Here is an 18,775-nt window from a genome sequence, read left to right as displayed (position 1 = left end):
TGCCGCGGGACAGAACGTGCTGCACCGCGGGATAACGCGATGCGCTTATTCGGTAGATGAGCTGGAAAGCTCGGCTTCCTGTGCCGCCAGGGCCGCTTCACGACGCTTCTGGACCATGCGAACGGACAGGATTGCCAGTTCGTAAAGCCCGTACATCGGCAGGGCAAGCCCGATCTGGGAAATCGGATCCGGCGGCGTAATCAGCGCTGCAACGATCAAGATGCCGACGATGGCGTAACGCCGCCCCTTCTTGAGCATGTCGACATTGACGAGATCAATCTGCGCCAGCAACGTCAAGACGACCGGAAGCTGGAAGCAGACGCCAAACGCCAGAATCAGCGTCATGGCGAAGCCGAGATATTCGGAGACGCGCGGCACCAGCGTGATTTCTTCGGTCTGCATGCTGGCAAAGAAATGGAGGGCCATAGGCAGAACGGTGAAGTAGACCATCGCAGCGCCCAGGATGAAAAACACGGGCGTCGCGATCAGATAGGGCACCAGCGCCTTGCGCTCATGCTTATAGAGCCCGGGCGCCACAAACATATAAATTTGCGAGGCCATGAACGGGAAACCAAGGAAGATCGCACCGAAAAAGGCGAGGTTCACTTCGGTGAAGAAAAGCTCCTGGGGGGCAGTATAGATCAGCTCGATCTTGTGCGTGGGGTCGTTGGCATAAACCCCGCGATAGGGCCCGAGCAGAATATCGAAGATATTCTTCGAGACCAGAAAGCACCCGACCATCAAAACGACGATGGCAATCGCGCAGTTGATCAGACGCTTTCGCAGCTCGATCAGATGCTCAAGAAGCGGCGCTTCGCTGCCGGCGAGCTCGTCTTCGATCTCTGGCTTGTTCTGATTTTTGAGCTGCGGCTGCTTCACGTCGGCCATTTAACTACTTCGTTTCTTCCGGAGTTTCCGGCTTCTTCCGGGGAGCGCGCGGCTTTTTAACCGGGGCGATCGGCTCAGCTTCCGCAACGGTCACGGCAGCTTTCACGCGAGGCTTGCGCGGCTTCTTAGGCACTTCGACAGGCGCGAGCTCTGCACCCACCGCAGGGGGCGTATTGGCGAGCACTTCGACTTCCGAAGTTTTCGCTGCGACGGCCTTCTTGGGAGCAGGCTTCTTTGCCGGGGCCGCCCGCACAGTCTTTGGCTTGGGAGCAACGACCGTCTCAATAGGCGCAAGATCGCTCATAACCACCGGTGCCGTTGGCACCGGAGACAGCGGCTTGGGTGGGCTCACTTGAGCGGCCTTGACCGGACCAGTCGACGTTTCACTCGGCTTGAAACCATAGTCTGCGGCGAGTTCATCATTCGACTTCGCTTCAACGGGCATGCCGGCTGCGGCACGAAGTTCATCGACGACGCTTTCGACTTTTGGATCGGCCGGCTTGATTATGCCGCTCGGCTTTTGGCCGGTCGGCGTCATCGTGTTGAAATCGCGCCGAATTTCTTCGGCGGTTTTCTTCAGCGGCGAAGTGATCGAGTTACGCAGATTGCGCACCTCATCGAGCCCGGTGGTCCGATTGATTTCACGTTGGAACTCGTTGCCCATGCGGCGGATCTGCCCCATGAATTTTCCGAGGCGCCCCATAACGACGGGCAAATCTTTTGGACCGATGACGATCAGCGCAACGACGCCGATCACAAGCATCTCTGTCCAGCCTAGACCGAGCATAGAATAGTCTCCGGGCGCGACGCAGGGTCGCTAGTCGGGCCGAGAAGGATCAGACGTCCTTGCGCTCGGCTTCGCGGGCGTTCAGGTCGGCAGTGGTGGTGACCCGGTCAACCGGCTTGTCATCGTCATCCTTCATGCCCTTCTGGAAGGCTTTGATGCCGGATGCGACTTCGCCCATCATGCCGGAGATCTTCCCGCGGCCGAACAAAAGAACCACGACGACGGCGACGACGAGGATGCCCCAAATGGAAGGCGCGTGCATGTTGATCTCCCTAGACTTCTAGAACGCGTAACACGCGATACATAGCGCCAGAAATAGGTTCAATCGCGGGCAAACACAAGAACGTGTTGGTTTTTGCACCTCACGAAAACGCCAGTACTATTCCGCGTCCACACCGGCATCATCCGGATCAAGCGGATCCTCGTCTTCTCGCAAGTCGCCATCGAACGGCAAAGGGATCTGCAACGAGGCAGGAAGTCGCGATGACAGGAGCCCTGCCCCCTTGAGTTCGTCGAGCCCGGGAAGATCAGTGAGGCTTTCAAGGCTGAAGTAGTCGAGAAACCCGTCGGTCGTGCCATAGGTCACAGGGCGCCCCGGCGTGCGGCGGCGCCCGCGCATCCGCACCCAGCCTGCTTCCATCAAAAGGTCTAGCGTACCCTTGCCCACCGCAACCCCGCGCACTTCCTCGATCTCAGCGCGCGTGGTTGGCTGGTGATAAGCGATGATCGCCAAGGTTTCGAGAGCAGCGCGGGAAAGCGGACGGGTTTCTTCCTCCTCGCGCCGCAAAAGAAAGCCGAGGTCATCAGCAGTGCGAAACGCCCATTTGTCGCCGCGCCGCACGAGGTTGATGCCACGTGGGGCATATTGGTTTCGCAATTCCTCGATCAGAGAAGGCAGGTCTGCACCCTCGCCGACATAGGGCAGAATTTCGGCGAGCGAGAGCGGCTCAGGCGAAGCGAACAGAACTGCCTCGACGATTCTCAATAGCCGCTCCCGAACGCTCATCGGCGGTCCGTCATCGTGCATCACTGCTACACCTGCCGCCTGCGCAAGAGGATCGGGCCGAAAGTCTCATGCTGTCGGATTTCGATTTGGCCTTGGCGTACCAGCTCCAGACTCGAGGCAAATGTGGAGGCCCGGATCGTGGTGCGGTCTTTTGGGATGGCGAGATATTCCGCGAGATAATGATCCATGGCGATCCATTCGGCGCTGTCGCCGATCAGCCGCTGCAAAATGTCTCGCGCATCCTGAAGCGACCAGACGGTTCTGATGATGGGCTTATAGTCGGTGATGGATCCCCGTTCGCGCTGTGCCGAATAGGCCTTGAGAAGCTCGTAGTAACTTGCCTCCCACTTCGCTTTGCGCGTTACCACCAGAGGTTCCCCAGCGCCGCGCGCAAAAACTTCGCGCCCAAGACACGCTCTCCCGAGAAGGCGACTTGCAGCCAGCCGCATTGCCTCAAGGCGCTTGAGCCGGAATTGCAGCATGGCCGCAAGCATTTCGCCGGAGGGCTCGTCATCGTCCGGCGCCTGCGGCACCATGAGCCGGCTTTTGAGATAAGCAAGCCAGGCCGCCATGACGAGGTAGTCGGCAGCCACTTCTAGCCGCCCTTCCCGCGCCGTCTCGATGAAGTCCAGATATTGCTCGGCGAGCGACAGGATCGAGATCGAGGCGAGATCAACCTTCTGCCGCCGCGCCAAGTCGAGCAGCAGATCGAGCGGGCCCTCATAGCCTCGCACATCGACATGCAGAACCTCGGCGTCTGCCGGCTCGGTTTCGAGCCAGTGGGCCTCTAGTTCACTCATGGCGATATCTGCCGCGCGACGATCATGCTCAATCCATGTCCCCGAGCCCGCAGGGCGTCAAGACGGCGATACCGGCAGAATCAGAAGCTGAACTGGCCTTCCACAGGCACGTGATCGCTCGGCTTGTCCCAGCCACGCACGTCCTTGTGGACCGTGATGCCGTCGAGTCGATCGGTTGCTTGAGGCGAGAGCATCAGGTGATCGATGCGGATGCCGGCATTGCGGCGCCAAGCGCCAGCCTGAAAATCCCAGAACGTGAATGTCTGCTCCGATGTTAGGGCTCGCAGGGCGTCAGTCATGCCCATGTTCTTTAGCACGCGGAATCGTTCGAGGCTTTCAGGCCGGTAGAGCGCATCGCCCCACCAGGCCTCTGGGTCATGCGCGTCGATCGGCGCCGGGATCAGGTTGAAATCCCCCATCAGCACGAACGGCTCTTCCAGCGTCAGGCGATCAGCGACATAGGCATTGAGCCGATCCATCCACCGCAGCTTGTAGGGAAATTTCTCGGTATCGACCGGATTTCCGTTGGGCAGATAGATATTGCAGACGCGCACAACGCCGCCTTCGACAGAAAAGACTGCCTCGATCAGGCGCGATTGTTCATCGGCGTCGTCACCGGGCAGACCGCGCATAACCTCATCGAACGGCAGTTTCGAGAGCAACGCCACCCCGTTCCAGCTTTTCTGACCATGGGTCACAACATTGTAGCCCAATGCCTCGATTTCAGCCGTGGGAAAGCCCTCGTCGACGGTCTTGATTTCCTGCAGACCGACGATATCGGGCTTTTCCTCATCGAGCCACTTCAGCAGCAGCTCGAGGCGGGCTTTGATGCCATTGATATTCCATGTGGCGATACGCATCGTGGCAGTCTTTCCGCTCGGGTCTCAGGCGTGGATAGCTTGGCGCAGCCGCAGCGGATACTCAAGCTCGCCGCCATAGAATGCCGTATTGGTCAGCGACACCGAACATATTTTGCGGCTCGGCTCTATCGACCACACATGGCCATAGATGCCGCCCCAGTTGTTGGTGCCCGCGGTCCAAGGCAAAATGGCGCGCGCCGGATCGACGGTATAGCTGCCAAAGAAGCTGAATGCCTGGCCGGGGTCACGCTCGTAGCCCATCTGATCTTGCAGCGCCGCCCGGGCTGTCTGGGCCTCAAGGATCGGCGCACCGCCCTGCGTCACGGCCATCAGGAAGCGCATGTAATCCGGCGCGGTCGTCGCCATGCCGCCACCGCCCGACTGGAAGGCCTGCGCGTTGAAAATCCGCTTGGGCGAAAAAGTCGTGACAGCATTCCATGGGTTCTTGGCAGCGTGTGGATCAGTCATCCGGACCGGCTCGGTCTCGCCATCGGTATAAGGCACGGCGAGACGCTCATCGCTATCGAGATGGAACACTGTATCCTTCATGCCGAGCGGACTGGTGACGTAATGCGCAACTGCCGTCGCGAGGTCAGTGCCATGCACCGCTGCAGCAACCCCGCCTAGAACGTCGATCGCCATTGAGTAGAGCCAGGACGTTCCAGGCGCGTAATTCAGCGGTTGCTCGGCGATCAGGCGGAGCACCCCATCAAGGCTTGTCGTCGTATCCGTCAGGCCCGGGCTGATCCGCGGGTCCTTGGAATAGTCGTATGTGAGCCCGGCAGTGTGCGTCAGCAGATGCTTGAGCGTGATAACAGGCCGTGAGCCGTCCGGCAGCGCCGGCGTGAAATAAGGAAGATAGTCCGAAACCGGGTCGGTAACCTTGAGCAGGCCTCGATCAGCCATGGCGAGAATCGTTGCGGCGACGAGCGGTTTGGTCAGCGAGGCTGCACGAAAGATCGTGTCTTCGCGCATCGGCTCTGATTCTTCGCGGTCTGCGAGACCAGCGGCGCGAGAATAGACGATCTCCCCATTGATCGCCGCCATAACCACGGTGCCGACCAGCTTCTTGCCGGTCACCGCTTCATCGATCACCCTATCGACTTCTGCCCTGTCCATTCCGCCCTACCCTCTTCCGTCTTCTTATGTTTCGGAGGGATAAGGATAAACGAGGCGACGGCCGCGTCAAACGGCAAAGCTGGTTCCGCAGCCGCAGGATGCGACGGCATTGGGGTTCTTGATCTGGAACGACTGGCCGACGAGATCGTCGACGAAGTCGATCTCCGAGCCGCCCATGAATTCAAGGCTCATGGAATCGATCAGCACGGTTGCGTCGCCCTTGCTGAGGACCAGATCGTCATCGCCGGCCGTTTCCTGCACGAGATTATATTCGTACTGAAAGCCTGAGCAGCCGCCACCGGCGACGGAGACGCGCAAAACGGTTCCGGCGGGCTCCTTGGACAGAATTCGCGAAACGCGCTTGGCAGCGCGATCAGACAATGTCACGGAGGCAGTTTGGGCGGTGGCAACGGCAGTCATGGAAGTTTCCGATACGATCGTAATGTCATAACGCAACGCACAAGATAGGCGCAGCATGCGCCGATGCAAAGAGCAGAACGAAAAGATGAGCGAAACAGCTCCATATGCCAGCAATCCGGAAGACTCGCTTGGTCGCCTTTATGGCGCCGGGCCCAGCCCCACACGCTCCGAATTCCAGCGCGATCGCGACCGCATCATCCATTCGACGGCCTTCCGTCGACTGCAGCACAAGACGCAGGTCTTTCTCCATCACGAAGGCCGTCACTTTCGCAACCGGCTGACTCATACGCTCGAAGTCAGCCAAATCGCCCGCTCCATCGCCCGCGCCCTCCGGCTCAACGAAGATTTGGCCGAAGCGCTCGCGCTCAGCCACGACCTCGGCCATACCCCGTTCGGTCACGCGGGGGAACGTGCCCTGCATCGGGCCATGGCGCCCTATGGCGGATTCGACCACAACGTCCAGGCGCTCCGCGTCGTGACGCAGCTCGAAAATCGCTATGCCGAGCACGATGGTCTTAATCTCACCTGGGAAACGCTAGAGGGCATCCTCAAGCACAATGGACCGATGGTAGATGCCGCCGGCCAACCAGTCGGTCGATACATCGCAGAGGGCTTGCCCGCCGGCGTCAATGACATCCCCGCTATTGCGGACCTTCGCCTGTCGAGCCATGCCTCGCTCGAAGCGCAGGTCGCGGCCATTTCGGATGATATCGCTTACAATGCCCATGACATTGACGACGCGTTGCGCGCTGGTCTCGTCAAACTGACTGATTTCGAAGACGCCCCGATGGCCGGTCCGATCGTTTTAGAGGTGGAAAGCCTCTATCCAAAGGTCGGCCCCAAGCGCCAGACGCACGAGGTTCAGCGCAGGATGATCACCCGCGCCATCGAAGACGTGATCCGCCAAAGTGCGCTCAACCTCGAGTCGGCAGGCGTGGAATCGGCCGAGGATGTGCGCATGGCCGGTAAAACTCTCGTTACGTTTTCTGAGGAGACTGCGGCCGCAGAGCGTGGACTGAAAGAGGTTCTCTTTAACCGCGTCTATCGCGACGAAGCCGTCATGCGCCCGGTTCGCGAGAGTGAAAGCGTGGTCGAGCGCCTGTTTGCGGCCTATATGGAAAGTGACGTCATGCCCGGCAGATGGGGTATCGCGTCAGCTTCGGCCAGTTCCACAACCGACCGCGCGCGGATCGTCGCCGACTTTATAGCCGGGATGACCGACCCCTATGCTCTTGACGAGTACCAGCGCTTGTTTGACGCTCGTCCGGAATTCCGCTAACCGCCACGCAGCATTTCCAGCGGGTTTGTCATGGATATCTTTGCACTCTTCACCACCCGGGTCACTGAGGCCCTGCTTGCCGATCATCCCGAGCTCGGGACCGATCTGCTGTCGCGCGTTGTGGTGGAGCCCCCGCGAGACCCAGCCCATGGCGATCTTTCGACCAATGCCGCCATGGTTGTTGCCAAGCCGCTTGGGAAGAATCCACGCGAAGTGGCTGCTGCGCTTGTCGAGCGTTTCAAGTCTGATGCGGACGTAACCTCGGTAGAGGTCGCTGGTCCTGGCTTCATCAATTTCCGTCTCGCAACGCCGATCCTGCACAAGGTGCTAAAGTCGATCGGCGCTGAACGCGAAAACTATGGTCGCACCGATCTCGGCAAGGGCGAACGTGTCAATGTCGAGTATGTCTCGGCCAACCCGACGGGCCCCATGCATGTGGGCCACACGCGTGGCGCCGTCTTTGGTGACGCGCTGGCCTCGCTCATGGCTTATTCTGGCTATGACGTAACGCGCGAATATTACATCAACGACACGGGCGGCCAGACAATCATTCTCGGTCAATCCGCACTGCTGCGCTATCGCGAAGCTCTGGGTGAAACCATCGAGATTCCATCCGGATTCTATCCGGGCGATTATCTCATTCCGGTCGGCAAGGCTCTGGCTACAGAATACGGCAATTCGCTGCTCGAAAAGCCGGAGCAGGAAGCCGTCCTGATCGCGCGCGAGGCAGCGCTGGCCGCGATGATGGATTTGATCAAGGCCGATCTGGCTCAGCTCAACATCCATCACGACGTTTTCTTCTCTGAACGCACGCTTCACGGCCAAGGCGGCGATATCGACACCACGCTCGAATGGCTGCGCGAACAGGGAATGGTCTATCAAGGTCGGCTCGACCCGCCGAAGGGCAAGGCGCCGGAAGAGTGGGAAGATCGCGAGCAAACTCTGTTCCGGGCCAAGGATTATGGCGACGACACCGATCGCGCCCTGATTAAATCAGACGGCAGCTTCACCTACTTTGCCGCCGATATCGCTTATCATCGCAATAAATATCTCCGTGGCTTCAAGCACATGGTGAATGTGCTCGGTGCCGACCATTCGGGCTATGTCAAGCGTCTTTCGGCTGCGGTGAAGGCCGTATCCCATGGCGAAGCCGATATCGACGTGCGCATTTGCCAACTCGTCCGCCTCCTCAAGAACGGCGAGCCGTTCAAGATGTCGAAGCGCTCGGGCGACCTCGTCACCCTTGCAGACGTCGTCGATGAAGTCGGGGCCGATGCGACGCGCTTCATGCTGCTTTTCCGTCGCAACGACGCATCGATGGATTTCGACTTTGCTCTCGTCAAAGAACAGACGCGCGACAATCCCGTCTTCTACGTGCAGTATGCGCATGCACGCGCGTGCTCGATTTTCCGGAAGATTCAGAGCGAGATGCCGGATCTTAAGACCGATGCCGAAGCGCTCGCTTCTGCCGACGTCGACGTCCTGACCTCGGCGGCTGACCTCGAATTGATCCGTCTTCTCGCTGCATGGCCGAGGACTGTTGCCGCTGCTGCTGTTGCCCATGAACCGCACCGCATTGCGTTCTATGTCCATGACCTCGCCGCGGCCTTCCACGGCTTCTGGGCCAAGGGCAATGATGACCCATCTTTGCGGTTTGTTAACTCAGCCGATCCAAAGCTGACATTGGCTCGACTCGCACTTGTGGATGCCGTACGCCAGGTTGTGCGCAATGGCCTAGGAATTCTAGGCGTCTCAGCCCCCGAAGAACTTTCATAATTCGGGCGCATTGGTGTGGAAACTCGCCGCAAATCCTCAACAGAAGGATTTGCAGCTATTAGGGACGCTGGCAAATGACGACAGCGAAGCCGAAACTCATGGCAGGACAGACAGATAGCGCGGACGACCTGATCGCTGAGCTGGCTCGGTTGATGGCCGAGGATGCACAGTCGGACAAGCCAGTTGCGCCTCCGGCCAAGCCCATTCGCATCCCTGGTGCCGAAGCTCCGGTCAAGCCAGCGCTTTCGGTTGAGACGCAGGCCGATAATCGCGGCATCCGCATTCCCGGCCCGAATGCGCCGACGCCCGAGCCACGGGCAATGCAGGACGATCGCTCCCAGCGCCCGGTCGCTCCTGCGGGAACGCTTGAGCGCAAAGAGCCTCCAGCTTTCTCTTTTGAGCCCCGCCAGGCCGAGCCCGTTCGCAATGAACCGCTCGTTCCTGTGATTCCGCAGGCATCCGCCTTTGTTGAACCTGTCGTGACACGTCCGGAACCAGCCGAGGCCCATACGCCAGAGGCTGAGACCGATAGTGCGCCCGCTATCGCCGAGCCGATGCCGGCGCTCGATCAGGATAGCCTCGCCGATCTTATCGCTGCCGAGCTCTCCGTTCCGGAAGAGCCTGAAGCCATCGCGGAACCGACGTTTGAAGAGCCACTGGTCGAGCTCGACGTGACAGACGAAGTTCCGCGCGAGAATTTTCCGAGTGAAGTTGATTCCTTCGGCATTCCTCCCGTTTTCGGCCTTGGCTCCACGCCTGCCGGTAAAACCGAAGCGCATGTCGAGGCTGCCGAGCCGGTAGTGCCGGATGTGAAGCTGGCTCAGTTCGATCTCAGCCACGAAATGTTCGTGCCGCCGCCCCATCACAAGGCTCAACCGCTGCCCGATCCGCTCGAGGAAATCGAACGGCTGATTGGCCCTGCAGCGCGTGCCCACCAGCGGCCCGCTGCGCCGAGCCCTGCCCTGCGTAGCCTTGCAACGCCGACAATTCCAAAGGCAGAACCCGCTGCTGCTGCCGTTCCGGTGCAGCCCACTAAAGTTTCCTCCATCGAAGAAGCTATTCTTGCGGCCGCTGCGACCAGCGGCGCGCGTGTCGAATGGGTTGAACCTGTTATTTCAGCGCGCCTTCCTGACGAAGACGATGCAGAGCAGGTCGCCAAGGCGCCCCGCCGCCGTATTCTGGGCATGACTCGGTCGCTGGCCGGTCCGTTGGTGGCAACGCTTCTGCTCGCAGTTGCGGCGGTTGGTCTCTACACCGTGCTCGGCTTGGGCACGAGCACGCCGGATGGTCCTGCGCCAATCGTGGCTGCAGATACGACGCCCATCAAGGAAGTGCCGGCACCGGCGACAGATACTGCAGATGCCAATCAATCGGTGGTCTTCAACGAAATATCAGGTGCCAATACTGCCGCCAGCGAGCAGATCGTTTCCCGCGATCAGTCTGATGTCGATGCCGTAACGCAAGTTGCAGCTGATGATGTCAACGCCGAAGGTCTCGTGAACCGAAAGGTGCGCACCGTTACAGTGCGACCCGACGGCACGATCGTCAGCGGTGGCGACAGCCTCGCCGGTTCAGCCATGTTGCCAGTCGATCGGCCGACGGTTCCTGATGTTCCCGGGGCAGATTTCTCGACGCCTGACATGATCGCAAACGCCGATGCTGCAGCAAGCACACCGGCTGCGGCTCAGACGCCTGACCCACCAGAAACACCGGCAGTGACGCCTGTGCAACCTGGTTCGACTGTTCAGGCCGTTGATCTCGCTGGCAATCCGATAGCAGGCAAGACTGCGCCCGTGCCCCTGGCGCGACCGAACAACTTGCCCACGCAGAACGCAGCGTCCGCGGCGGCTCCTCTTGCGGCAACACCCGTTCAGCAGACGCAGACGGCAACACTTCCGACCGTTGCGCCTGCGCAAACGCCGGCCCCGGCAACGGCCACAGCGTCAACGCCAGCGATCACCACGGCAACGGGCGCTGCGGCGCCAGCCTATGTTCAGTTGTCATCGCAGCGCAGCGAGGAAGCTGCGCGACAGAGCGCCCAAAACATTGCGTCCCGCTTTGGCGCGATGTTCAACGGAGCCAGCCTCGAAGTTCAGCGGGTTGATCTCGGCGAGCGCGGCATTTTCTATCGCGTGCGCGTACCAGCAGACTCGCTTCAGAGCGCCAACGCGATCTGCTCGAACGTCAAAGCCAGCGGCGGCGACTGCTACACTCTCTAAGAGAGTCTAGCGCCGCCGCTCCGCTCAGCAGCAGACTTCAGAAATTAGCGAACTGGGGCGCAATCGACTGCGCCAATGCTGCGGCACTGTCGCGGTCCTCCGGCCGTGCGGTCGAGGCTGCCCGGTTCAACAATTCATCGACCTGGGCCTGATCGACAGTGCCCATGCAACGCTCGTGCGAGATATTGAGCCACATCAGCCCTTCGATGGGTTGGGCTTCAATCCCGTCCATGCCGTTGAACAGCATGTCCCCCAGTCGCGCCTGTGCAAGGCAGTGACCCTTGCGGGCGGCTAGGGAAAACCAACGGGCACTCTGGAGGGGATTGACGCCAAAGCCCTCGTCCTGAAGGTAAAGCAGGCCGACGCGGTATTGCGCATCGGCGTCACCGAAATAAGTCGCAGCATGCAAAAGCAGCGCATGTGAACGTTCGATGTCGGCGGGAATGCCGGCATCGGGCAGACCCTGACGATAATAGTCGCCCATTTTCACGAAGGACTGCGCCACAATATCGGACTCGACGCCACGTGGAGCGGCATCCGCATGCTGATTGGCGATCTGGGCGAAATAGCCAAAAGCCTTGACCGGATCCTTGGCGACGCCTTCGCCATTTTCATACATGGTCCCAAGCTGCCACATGGCCATGGGCTGACCGGCTTCGGCGGCATCTTCAAGTGCCGAGAGATAGGCATCGCCAGACACACCGCCCCCTGCCCCGTCCAGCATATTGGCGAGGTCGAGCGCCGCGTCGGCAGCAGTTTGAGCCTGAGCGGGAATGGCCAGCGCCAGAACGGAGAGCGCAATACCGGTGACCGCGGATGCCAGATGGAACGCCGGCGATTTCCGCATTTTACTCCTTTTGCGCGCCAGTAGGCGCGCGTCTGCTATTTCAGGCAGCGGCAATGCCGCGCTTGGCAAAGAGCTTGAACCGCAAGCCCGACGGTGAAAAGCAATGTATGAAGGATTGGTAAATCCGCATTGCGGCAGCATTTGAGCGAACGTTTTCACGGAGTCGAACATGCCGCCGAATAGTTCGGCTTCTTGTTCTCCAGCACGCTTGTCATTGGTCAATGCACGCACGTCTTCACCATCTAGGCGCATCACGCCACTAGCAGCGCTTCGGGGAACGATCAGGCAGACTTGAAGGCGCGAAAAAGCACCTCCACCAAAATCTGCCCACGCCCGCCCCCGAATGCTTGAGCACCCCGTTTAAGCTGACAATGTGGCAGGAAATGTCGCCAATTTATTGATGGCGTGGCCCTAGGGCGTGAATCAAAACCGTTGTTGCGATTCCGTCACACAGAGATCAGAGCCAGCGGCGTTTGCGCATCCAGACGACGATCGCGATCGAGAAGCAGATCAGTCCGCCGCACACATACCAAAACGCTTCGGGATCATTGGCCATCGGAATGCCGCTGACATTCATACCCAGCACACCGGTCACTAGGGTCAGCGGCATGAAGACGACGGTCACAGCCGCAAGAATTAGCATGGTACGGTTCATCTGCTCCGCCCGCGCGTCGATGATCTGCTCATGGACCAGCACGGCGCGCTCGGACATGGCCTGCAACTCATCGCCCAGACGGGCTGACCGCGCCGACGCTTCGCGGAGGCGAAGACGGTCTCTTGCTGAGAAGAAGCTCAGGTCTTCGATTTCAAGAGTGTTCAAGGTATCGCGGAGCGGCCAGACCATGCGGCGGAAGCTGATCATGGTACGGCGCAGGTGGCTTAGCCGCGATTGCGCCGTCGACGTATTCTCGATGATCAGCGATTCCTCAATATTGTCGAGCCGGTCGCCGAGCATCTCGACCAGTGGCTCCAACCGGTCGGCGGCCCTGAGCCCAAGCCGCGCGACGAGGTCAGCCGGCGATACCGGCGCATGGTGAGAGCTCTCCCATTTGGGCAGCCCCAAGAAATCTGCGACATTCAATTCGGACGCGATCGTTACGCGGCCCTTTTCGATCAGCAGCGACATCAATTGTCGCCCCATATCATCTGGCTCGGCGCCTGGCCGTGCGACGCGGATCACCACGAGTGCCTTATCGCCCACAACCGTGCAGCGAGCCCGTGTGCTTGGCGCCGACAGCAGATCGGCATGAAAGTCGCCGAGTTCGCCCTTCATCCACACACGGAATTCGGGCGCCCGTGAATTACCCGCGATCAGCACGAAGCCGCGCAGTGGCGCTTTCGGCAGCTCTTCTTCCGACGTGTGACGCCTGACGCCGCCCTTGCCATCGAAAATCAGCACCATCCCTGCGCCCAACAATCCGGCTGTTGTGGCCATGGGAGCCGGGGACGGCGCTTCATCTGTCATGATGGCCTCAGCTCAGACGCTTCAGCGCTTCGAGGATGCGAGTACGGCGGTCGACCGCTGCCTCGCGACGGGCCTTCTGCTCTTCGATCACCTCTTCGGGCGCCTTGGCGACGAACTGCTCGTTCCCGAGCTTTTTGTCGACGCCGGTGATTTCGCCGTCGAGTTTGGTGACTTCCTTCTCAAGGCGCGTTTTTTCAGCCCCGATGTCGATAACGCCAGCAAGCGGCAGCGCGAAGGTCGCCTCGCCGACCACGAACTGCGCTGACTCGCCCGGAACATCGTTCTGTGGCGAAATCTCTTCGAGACGGGCCAGTCGCGTGATCAGCGACGTGCTAGCCACGAGCCGGCCCAGCGTTGCTTCCTTGGCGCCGCTGACGACAAGCTGCAGCTTGGCGCTCGCCGGCACGTTCATTTCTGCGCGTACCGAACGGACATTTGAAATGACCTCGATGAGCCAGGCGAGATCTTCATCGGCCGCAGCATCTTCGAGACCCTCATAAGCTGGCCATTCGGTCAGGATAAGCAGGTTTTCGCGCGGTGTACCGAACTTGCCTGTTTCCGCCCAGAGCTCTTCGGTGACGAAGGGCATCATCGGGTGAAGCATTATCAGGATCTGATCAAGCGCCCAAGCAGCGGACGCGCGCGTTTCTGCCTTGGCCGCCTCGTCCTCGCCGTTGAACACGGGCTTGGCGAACTCGACATACCAATCGCAGAAGGTCCCCCAGACGAAATCATAAGCCGAGTTGGCCGCTTCGTTGAACTTGTAGTCCTCGATGCCGGCACGAACTGTCGCAAGAGCACGAACCGTAGCGCCGACGATCCAGCGATTGAGCGGGAGCGTGTTTGCCTTGGGATCATAGCCCTCGACGCGGCGGCACTCATTCATCTCAAGGAAGCGCGCCGCATTCCAGAGCTTGGTCACGAAATTGCGGTAACCCTCAACCCGGCTGATAGCAAGCTTGAGATCACGCCCCTGCGCGGCCATGGCAGCCAAAGTGAAGCGCGTGGCGTCAGCACCATATTCGTCAACGAGCTTGAGAGGATCGATGACGTTCCCCTTGGTCTTGCTCATCTTCTGGCCTTTCTCGTCGCGGACCAGAGCATGCATGTAAACGGTGTGGAACGGCTCTTCGTCGAGGAATTCAAGGCCCATCATCATCATGCGGGCAACCCAGAAGAAGATGATGTCAAAGCCGGTGACGAGGACATCAGTCGGATAATAGCGCTTGAGCTCGGCCGTCTCGTCCGGCCAGCCGAGCGTCGAGAATGGCCAGAGCGCGGAGGAGAACCAGGTGTCGAGCACGTCTGGATCGCGGGTCAGTTCGACCGGTTTGCCATAGTGCTTTTCGGCAGCCGCTTTGGCTTCCTCTTCGCTAGAAGCGACGAAGGCTTCATTGTCCGGGCCATACCAGGCTGGGATCTGGTGACCCCACCAAAGCTGGCGCGAAATGCACCAGGGCTTGATGTTTTCGAGCCAAGCAAAATAGGTGTTTTCGTATTGCTGCGGCACAAATTTGGTGCGGCCTTCGCGCACCGAGGCAAGTGCCGGCTGGGCCAGCACATCAGCCTTGACCCACCACTGGTCCGTCAGGAATGGCTCGATGACGACGAGTTTGCTCTTCTCGTCATGCGGCACCATGATCTTCTTGTCTTCGATATGGTCGAGCCCGCGGATCGGGTTCTCTTCGGCCAAAGCCGTGAGATCGGCCACGATGGCCTTACGCGCGTCGAAGCGATCCATGCCGCGATATTTTGCCGGCACGAAGTCATCTTCGACAATGGCGCCACGCGTCGTGAAGACATTGATGGGCTCGACTCCGGCGCGCACACCAACTTCGAAGTCGTTGAAGTCATGCGCCGGCGTGATTTTCACAGCGCCCGTGCCGAGCGTGGGATCGGCATATTCATCGGCAACCACGGGAATGCGGCGGCCAACCAGTGGCAGTTCGATGAACTTGCCGATCAATCCCTGATAGCGCTCGTCTTCCGGATGCACTGCCACGGCGACGTCGCCGAGCATGGTTTCCGGGCGGGTCGTCGCAACGATAATATAGTCGCGCGTTTCTTCGCCAGTGACGTTGCCCTCTTCGTCCTTGATCGGGAACTGGTAGGTTACCCCATCGGCCAGCGGATAGCGCAGGTGCCACATATGGCCCTTGATTTCGATATTTTCGACTTCAAGATCCGAGATTGCAGTCTCGAGGCCCGGATGCCAGTTCACCAGCCGTTTGGCCCGGTAGATCAGACCGCGCTTATGTAGCTCAACGAATACTTTGGTGACGGCGCGAACCATCTGGTCATCTGCCGCACCATTTTCACCCATGGTGAAGCGTTCACGCGAAAAATCAGCCGAAGCGCCAAGGCGCTTGAGCTGGTTCATGATCGTGCCGCCGCTCTCGCCCTTCCACTCCCAAACGCGCTCGATGAACTTCTCACGCCCCATGTCGCGACGGTTCATCTGCTTTTCGGCAAGCTGGCGCTCGACAATCATCTGGGTAGCGATGCCGGCATGGTCCGTGCCCGGCTGCCAGAGCACGTCCTTTTTCAGCATGCGATTAAAGCGAACCAGAATATCCTGGATCGTGTTGTTGAGCGCGTGCCCGATATGGAGCGAGCCGGTGACGTTGGGCGGCGGAATAACGATCGTGAATGTTTCCGCGCCTGGCTTGGCCCCTGCTCCTGCCGCAAATGCCTTTGCGTCCAGCCAGGCATCGTAAATGCGGCTTTCGACTGCGGCGGGCTCGTAGGTCTTTTCAAGCATAGGTCACTCACAACAGATAGACCCGCCAAGCTGAACATGGCGGGCCCAAAAAGGGTTGGAAACTTCAAGCAAAAGCGCGTCCCAGGGTCAACTGCGCGATTGATTAAAAGCGCAGGTGAGGTCCGGTTCGATCAATCGCCGCGTGCAACGCGGGCGATTTCCTTTTCGACCATGCGCTCGACAACCGCCGGCAGATTTTCATCCAGCCATTCCTTGAGCATGGGGCGCAGCAATTCGCGCACCATTGCCTCAATTGTCAATCCACCATTGCCCAATGCTGGCGAAGCGATCGTGCCCAGGCCTGCCGCGCCAAGCTTGCCTATCGAACTGCGAACAGCGGCCTTGGTCGTGGTTTCAAGAAGGCCTTCGGCGATATCGGCGCTCAACTGGCGATCCGGCATTGGCGAAATGGAAGCGATCGACGGACGGGTGTAGGCAGGAGCCTCAGCCGGCGTATCGATGATCGAGTGGTCTTCTTCATTGCTGACAGCAGAAAGCACGGAGGCGGCCTCAACTTCTGGTTCAGGTACAAATTCTGGTTCGGGCGCGAATTCTGGCTCTGGCGCGCGCTCTTCTTCGGCGCCGAACGAGATCGGATCAAAGCTCGGCAGTTCGGCGACATTTGACTCAGGTTCAGTCACGCTCGACGCGCTGTCGGCAGGCGAAAAACTGATATCATCGGGCACGACGAGTGCTGGAGCACTTTCTGCAGTCTGTGCTTGAGCGTCAGCCAGGAGGGCTTCGAAGCCCATGTCAGCGCCGGCATCATCATTTTCCGCAACGATCTGTGCCGAAGAAAGCTCGAGAGGTTCGCCATCGTCATCGCTCGGCACGCCCGAGAAGGACATGGCTTCCATCGGATCAGGCGCGATCTGCAGCGAAGGACGACGCGGAGCCGCACTGTCATCATCGTCGGCAATGATCTGCCGGATGGAAGACAGGATTTCATCCATGGATGGTTCTTTGGCAGCCGGCTTATTCATAAGTGCCTCTCAACTTACGCTCGACCCTCAAGAGAGACTTCCGCAAGCCGCCCCTCCGATTCGTTACGCATACCTTAACGCGTTCTATAAGAGGAAGGAATCACTAGGCTGCCAGTTCCGCGATGATCCACAAAAAGTTGTGGCCGGGACATGCCCGGCCACAAGAACTGGATTTTTCAGCAATCACTCTGCGACGGTGCGGAGTTCCTGCCAAACGTCCTCGACGGACTGGGTATAGTTGACGGCAGACTTCACTTCGACCGGGAGGCCCAGATCTTGCGCCGTCAAACGGCCCATGGCCGAGAGGAGCGAAAACGTCGCAATAACCTTCTGGGTCTGCGCGTTGATCAGGCTTTCCTTGGCGGTCGTCAGCTCGGCCTGGGAATTGAGCACATCGAGCGTTGTGCTGGTGCCGAGGTCGCGCTCCTGGATCGTGCCTTCGAGCACAGTGTTGCCGGCCTGCGAAGCAGCTTGCGCTGCCTGGATTTGCGCATCGGCGGCCTGGATGCCGGCCCAAGCCGAAATAACGGCCTCGCGCACCTGATCATAGGTCGACATCGCGTCGACTTCAGACTTGATCTGGTTGAGATTGGCCTTGCGAACACCTGCACCGATTGCGCCGCCAGCATAGATCGGCACGGTCACCTGGAAGCCGAGCGAGCCACTGAAGCCATCGGTCGGTCCGCCATTGGTCCAGCGGCTGCCTACCTGGCCATTGATCGATGCCGTCGGCCCGAAGGCAGCTTCGGCGGCATCGCTGCCAGCCTGCGCTGCGCGGATGGCCGCCTTGGACATCATGATGGCCGGATGCCCAACCTCAGCTTCTGCAAGAGCAGCGTCGAGGCTCGAAGGGATCAAACGGGCAAAATTGTGCGACGAGTTGAGCTGCTGGGGACGTACGCCGACGAGACGCTGGAATGTCGCCTGGCTGACCTCAAGACTACTCTGGGCGGCGCGGTATGCAGCCTGCCCCTGGGCAAGGCGCGCCTGAGCCTGAGCCACGTCGATACGGGTGCCTTCACCCACATCGAGGCGGTCTTGCGACGACTGCGACTGCGCCTGGAAGAAGTTGATATTGTCCTGGCGCAAGGCGACGAGCTGTCGGCCGCTCAGCACGTCCATATAGGCCTGGACCACTGCAAGAAGCACGGTCTGCTCGGAATTGCGGATCTGATATTCCGAAAGTTCGGCCGCTGCGCGTGCCGCTTCGATCTCGGCTTCGGTCTGGAAATTGTCAAAGATCGTCTGGTTGTAGGAAACACCAGTCGTAATCTGGTTGCCCGTCGTAAACTGACCGCCCACGAGGCTCCAGCTATTGGACCCGGCAACAGACGCCCCAATCGTTGGCAGCTTGCCCGATTTGGCACGCACAATGTCTTCTGCCGAGGCCTTGGCAGCGAGCAAGGCTGACTGCAGGTCTGGCGCGTGATTGTAAGCTGCTGTCAGCGCATCGGTTATCGACTGCGCGCGAGCAGCGCCACTCGCACCCAAGGCCAGCAGAATAGCGACCGCGCCCGCTGTTACGAACTTTTTCACTTCAGGTACCCCGCCTTCGACCCAATTAC

16 protein-coding genes are annotated in these 18,775 nt (G+C 59.7%); 3 read left to right on the top strand and 13 right to left on the bottom strand.

Annotated elements, in window-relative coordinates:
- Window positions 1-45: 45 nt before the first annotated feature.
- The 8 genes from tatC to ASG47_RS03795 form a co-directional block, all read right to left on the bottom strand.
- Window positions 46-888 carry a twin-arginine translocase subunit TatC gene (tatC, locus tag ASG47_RS03830; protein WP_061907430.1) on the bottom strand — a complete coding sequence of 281 codons (843 nt, stop codon included), beginning with the start codon at window positions 886-888 and terminating at the stop codon, window positions 46-48.
- 4 nt (window positions 889-892) lie between these two features.
- Entirely contained in the window at window positions 893-1,675 is a 783-nt protein-coding gene (tatB, locus tag ASG47_RS03825; RefSeq protein WP_061907429.1) for a Sec-independent protein translocase protein TatB, read from the bottom strand.
- Window positions 1,676-1,724: 49 nt separating this feature from the next.
- On the bottom strand, window positions 1,725-1,937 hold the full coding sequence (locus ASG47_RS03820) for a twin-arginine translocase TatA/TatE family subunit (RefSeq protein WP_061907428.1): 213 nt from the start codon (window positions 1,935-1,937) through the stop codon (window positions 1,725-1,727).
- Window positions 1,938-2,054: 117 nt separating this feature from the next.
- Complete coding sequence (scpB, locus tag ASG47_RS03815; RefSeq protein WP_061907427.1) at window positions 2,055-2,702, bottom strand: SMC-Scp complex subunit ScpB; 648 nt, start codon at window positions 2,700-2,702, stop codon at window positions 2,055-2,057.
- Between the two features lie 5 nt (window positions 2,703-2,707).
- A complete protein-coding gene (locus ASG47_RS03810; protein ID WP_061907426.1) occupies window positions 2,708-3,481 on the bottom strand; it encodes a segregation and condensation protein A in 774 nt (257 codons plus the stop codon).
- A gap of 80 nt (window positions 3,482-3,561) precedes the next feature.
- Window positions 3,562-4,341 (bottom strand): exodeoxyribonuclease III, encoded by a 780-nt coding sequence (xth, locus tag ASG47_RS03805; protein WP_061907425.1) that lies wholly within the window; start codon window positions 4,339-4,341, stop codon window positions 3,562-3,564.
- A gap of 24 nt (window positions 4,342-4,365) precedes the next feature.
- Window positions 4,366-5,460, bottom strand: coding sequence for a serine hydrolase domain-containing protein (locus tag ASG47_RS03800; RefSeq protein ID WP_061907424.1), 1,095 nt, complete (start codon window positions 5,458-5,460; stop codon window positions 4,366-4,368).
- Window positions 5,461-5,526: 66 nt separating this feature from the next.
- Window positions 5,527-5,880: a HesB/IscA family protein gene (locus ASG47_RS03795; RefSeq protein WP_061907423.1), complete on the bottom strand. Its 354-nt coding sequence runs from the start codon at window positions 5,878-5,880 to the stop codon at window positions 5,527-5,529.
- Between the two features lie 85 nt (window positions 5,881-5,965).
- On the opposite strand from ASG47_RS03795, the gene ASG47_RS03790 reads away from it, so the two are divergent.
- The 3 genes from ASG47_RS03790 to ASG47_RS03780 all read left to right on the top strand — a co-directional run bounded on the left by ASG47_RS03790 (window position 5,966) and on the right by ASG47_RS03780 (window position 11,154).
- Window positions 5,966-7,159, top strand: coding sequence for a deoxyguanosinetriphosphate triphosphohydrolase (locus ASG47_RS03790; protein WP_156463971.1), 1,194 nt, complete (start codon window positions 5,966-5,968; stop codon window positions 7,157-7,159).
- A gap of 30 nt (window positions 7,160-7,189) precedes the next feature.
- The gene (gene argS, locus ASG47_RS03785; protein ID WP_061907421.1) at window positions 7,190-8,935 is read left to right on the top strand and encodes an arginine--tRNA ligase; all 1,746 of its coding nucleotides are present in this window, start codon (window positions 7,190-7,192) and stop codon (window positions 8,933-8,935) included.
- A 74-nt stretch (window positions 8,936-9,009) separates the two neighbouring features.
- Window positions 9,010-11,154 carry an SPOR domain-containing protein gene (locus tag ASG47_RS03780; RefSeq protein ID WP_061907420.1) on the top strand — a complete coding sequence of 715 codons (2,145 nt, stop codon included), beginning with the start codon at window positions 9,010-9,012 and terminating at the stop codon, window positions 11,152-11,154.
- 37 nt (window positions 11,155-11,191) lie between these two features.
- On the opposite strand, the gene ASG47_RS03775 is transcribed toward ASG47_RS03780, so the two are convergent.
- The 5 genes from ASG47_RS03775 to ASG47_RS03755 form a co-directional block, all read right to left on the bottom strand.
- Window positions 11,192-12,001 carry a tetratricopeptide repeat protein gene (locus ASG47_RS03775; RefSeq protein WP_061907419.1) on the bottom strand — a complete coding sequence of 270 codons (810 nt, stop codon included), beginning with the start codon at window positions 11,999-12,001 and terminating at the stop codon, window positions 11,192-11,194.
- Window positions 12,002-12,458: 457 nt separating this feature from the next.
- Entirely contained in the window at window positions 12,459-13,466 is a 1,008-nt protein-coding gene (locus tag ASG47_RS03770; protein ID WP_082511546.1) for a CorA family divalent cation transporter, read from the bottom strand.
- A 7-nt stretch (window positions 13,467-13,473) separates the two neighbouring features.
- A complete protein-coding gene (locus ASG47_RS03765) occupies window positions 13,474-16,227 on the bottom strand; it encodes a valine--tRNA ligase (protein WP_061907417.1) in 2,754 nt (917 codons plus the stop codon).
- Window positions 16,228-16,358: 131 nt separating this feature from the next.
- Complete coding sequence (locus ASG47_RS03760) at window positions 16,359-17,210, bottom strand: DUF2497 domain-containing protein (RefSeq protein ID WP_061907416.1); 852 nt, start codon at window positions 17,208-17,210, stop codon at window positions 16,359-16,361.
- Window positions 17,211-17,393: 183 nt separating this feature from the next.
- Entirely contained in the window at window positions 17,394-18,746 is a 1,353-nt protein-coding gene (locus tag ASG47_RS03755) for a TolC family outer membrane protein (RefSeq protein WP_162243208.1), read from the bottom strand.
- Between the last annotated feature and the right edge of the window lie 29 nt (window positions 18,747-18,775).

The sequence above is a fragment of the Devosia sp. Leaf420 genome (assembly GCF_001425445.1).
In the GTDB taxonomy this organism is placed as follows: Bacteria; Pseudomonadota; Alphaproteobacteria; order Rhizobiales; family Devosiaceae; genus Devosia.
This window is presented reverse-complemented; position numbering and strand designations above follow the sequence as displayed.

Bases quoted from the DNA above. Each gene is read 5' to 3' on its own strand.
- tatC (WP_061907430.1), bottom strand. From the start codon at position 888: ATGGCCGACGTGAAGCAGCCGCAGCTCAAAAATCAGAACAAGCCAGAG.
- tatB (WP_061907429.1), bottom strand. From the start codon at position 1,675: ATGCTCGGTCTAGGCTGGACAGAGATGCTTGTGATCGGCGTCGTTGCG.
- ASG47_RS03820 (WP_061907428.1), bottom strand. From the start codon at position 1,937: ATGCACGCGCCTTCCATTTGGGGCATCCTCGTCGTCGCCGTCGTCGTG.
- scpB (WP_061907427.1), bottom strand. From the start codon at position 2,702: ATGCACGATGACGGACCGCCGATGAGCGTTCGGGAGCGGCTATTGAGA.
- ASG47_RS03810 (WP_061907426.1), bottom strand. From the start codon at position 3,481: ATGAGTGAACTAGAGGCCCACTGGCTCGAAACCGAGCCGGCAGACGCC.
- xth (WP_061907425.1), bottom strand. From the start codon at position 4,341: ATGCGTATCGCCACATGGAATATCAATGGCATCAAAGCCCGCCTCGAG.
- ASG47_RS03800 (WP_061907424.1), bottom strand. From the start codon at position 5,460: ATGGACAGGGCAGAAGTCGATAGGGTGATCGATGAAGCGGTGACCGGC.
- ASG47_RS03795 (WP_061907423.1), bottom strand. From the start codon at position 5,880: ATGACTGCCGTTGCCACCGCCCAAACTGCCTCCGTGACATTGTCTGAT.
- ASG47_RS03790 (WP_156463971.1), top strand. From the start codon at position 5,966: ATGAGCGAAACAGCTCCATATGCCAGCAATCCGGAAGACTCGCTTGGT.
- argS (WP_061907421.1), top strand. From the start codon at position 7,190: ATGGATATCTTTGCACTCTTCACCACCCGGGTCACTGAGGCCCTGCTT.
- ASG47_RS03780 (WP_061907420.1), top strand. From the start codon at position 9,010: ATGACGACAGCGAAGCCGAAACTCATGGCAGGACAGACAGATAGCGCG.
- ASG47_RS03775 (WP_061907419.1), bottom strand. From the start codon at position 12,001: ATGCGGAAATCGCCGGCGTTCCATCTGGCATCCGCGGTCACCGGTATT.
- ASG47_RS03770 (WP_082511546.1), bottom strand. From the start codon at position 13,466: ATGACAGATGAAGCGCCGTCCCCGGCTCCCATGGCCACAACAGCCGGA.
- ASG47_RS03765 (WP_061907417.1), bottom strand. From the start codon at position 16,227: ATGCTTGAAAAGACCTACGAGCCCGCCGCAGTCGAAAGCCGCATTTAC.
- ASG47_RS03760 (WP_061907416.1), bottom strand. From the start codon at position 17,210: ATGAATAAGCCGGCTGCCAAAGAACCATCCATGGATGAAATCCTGTCT.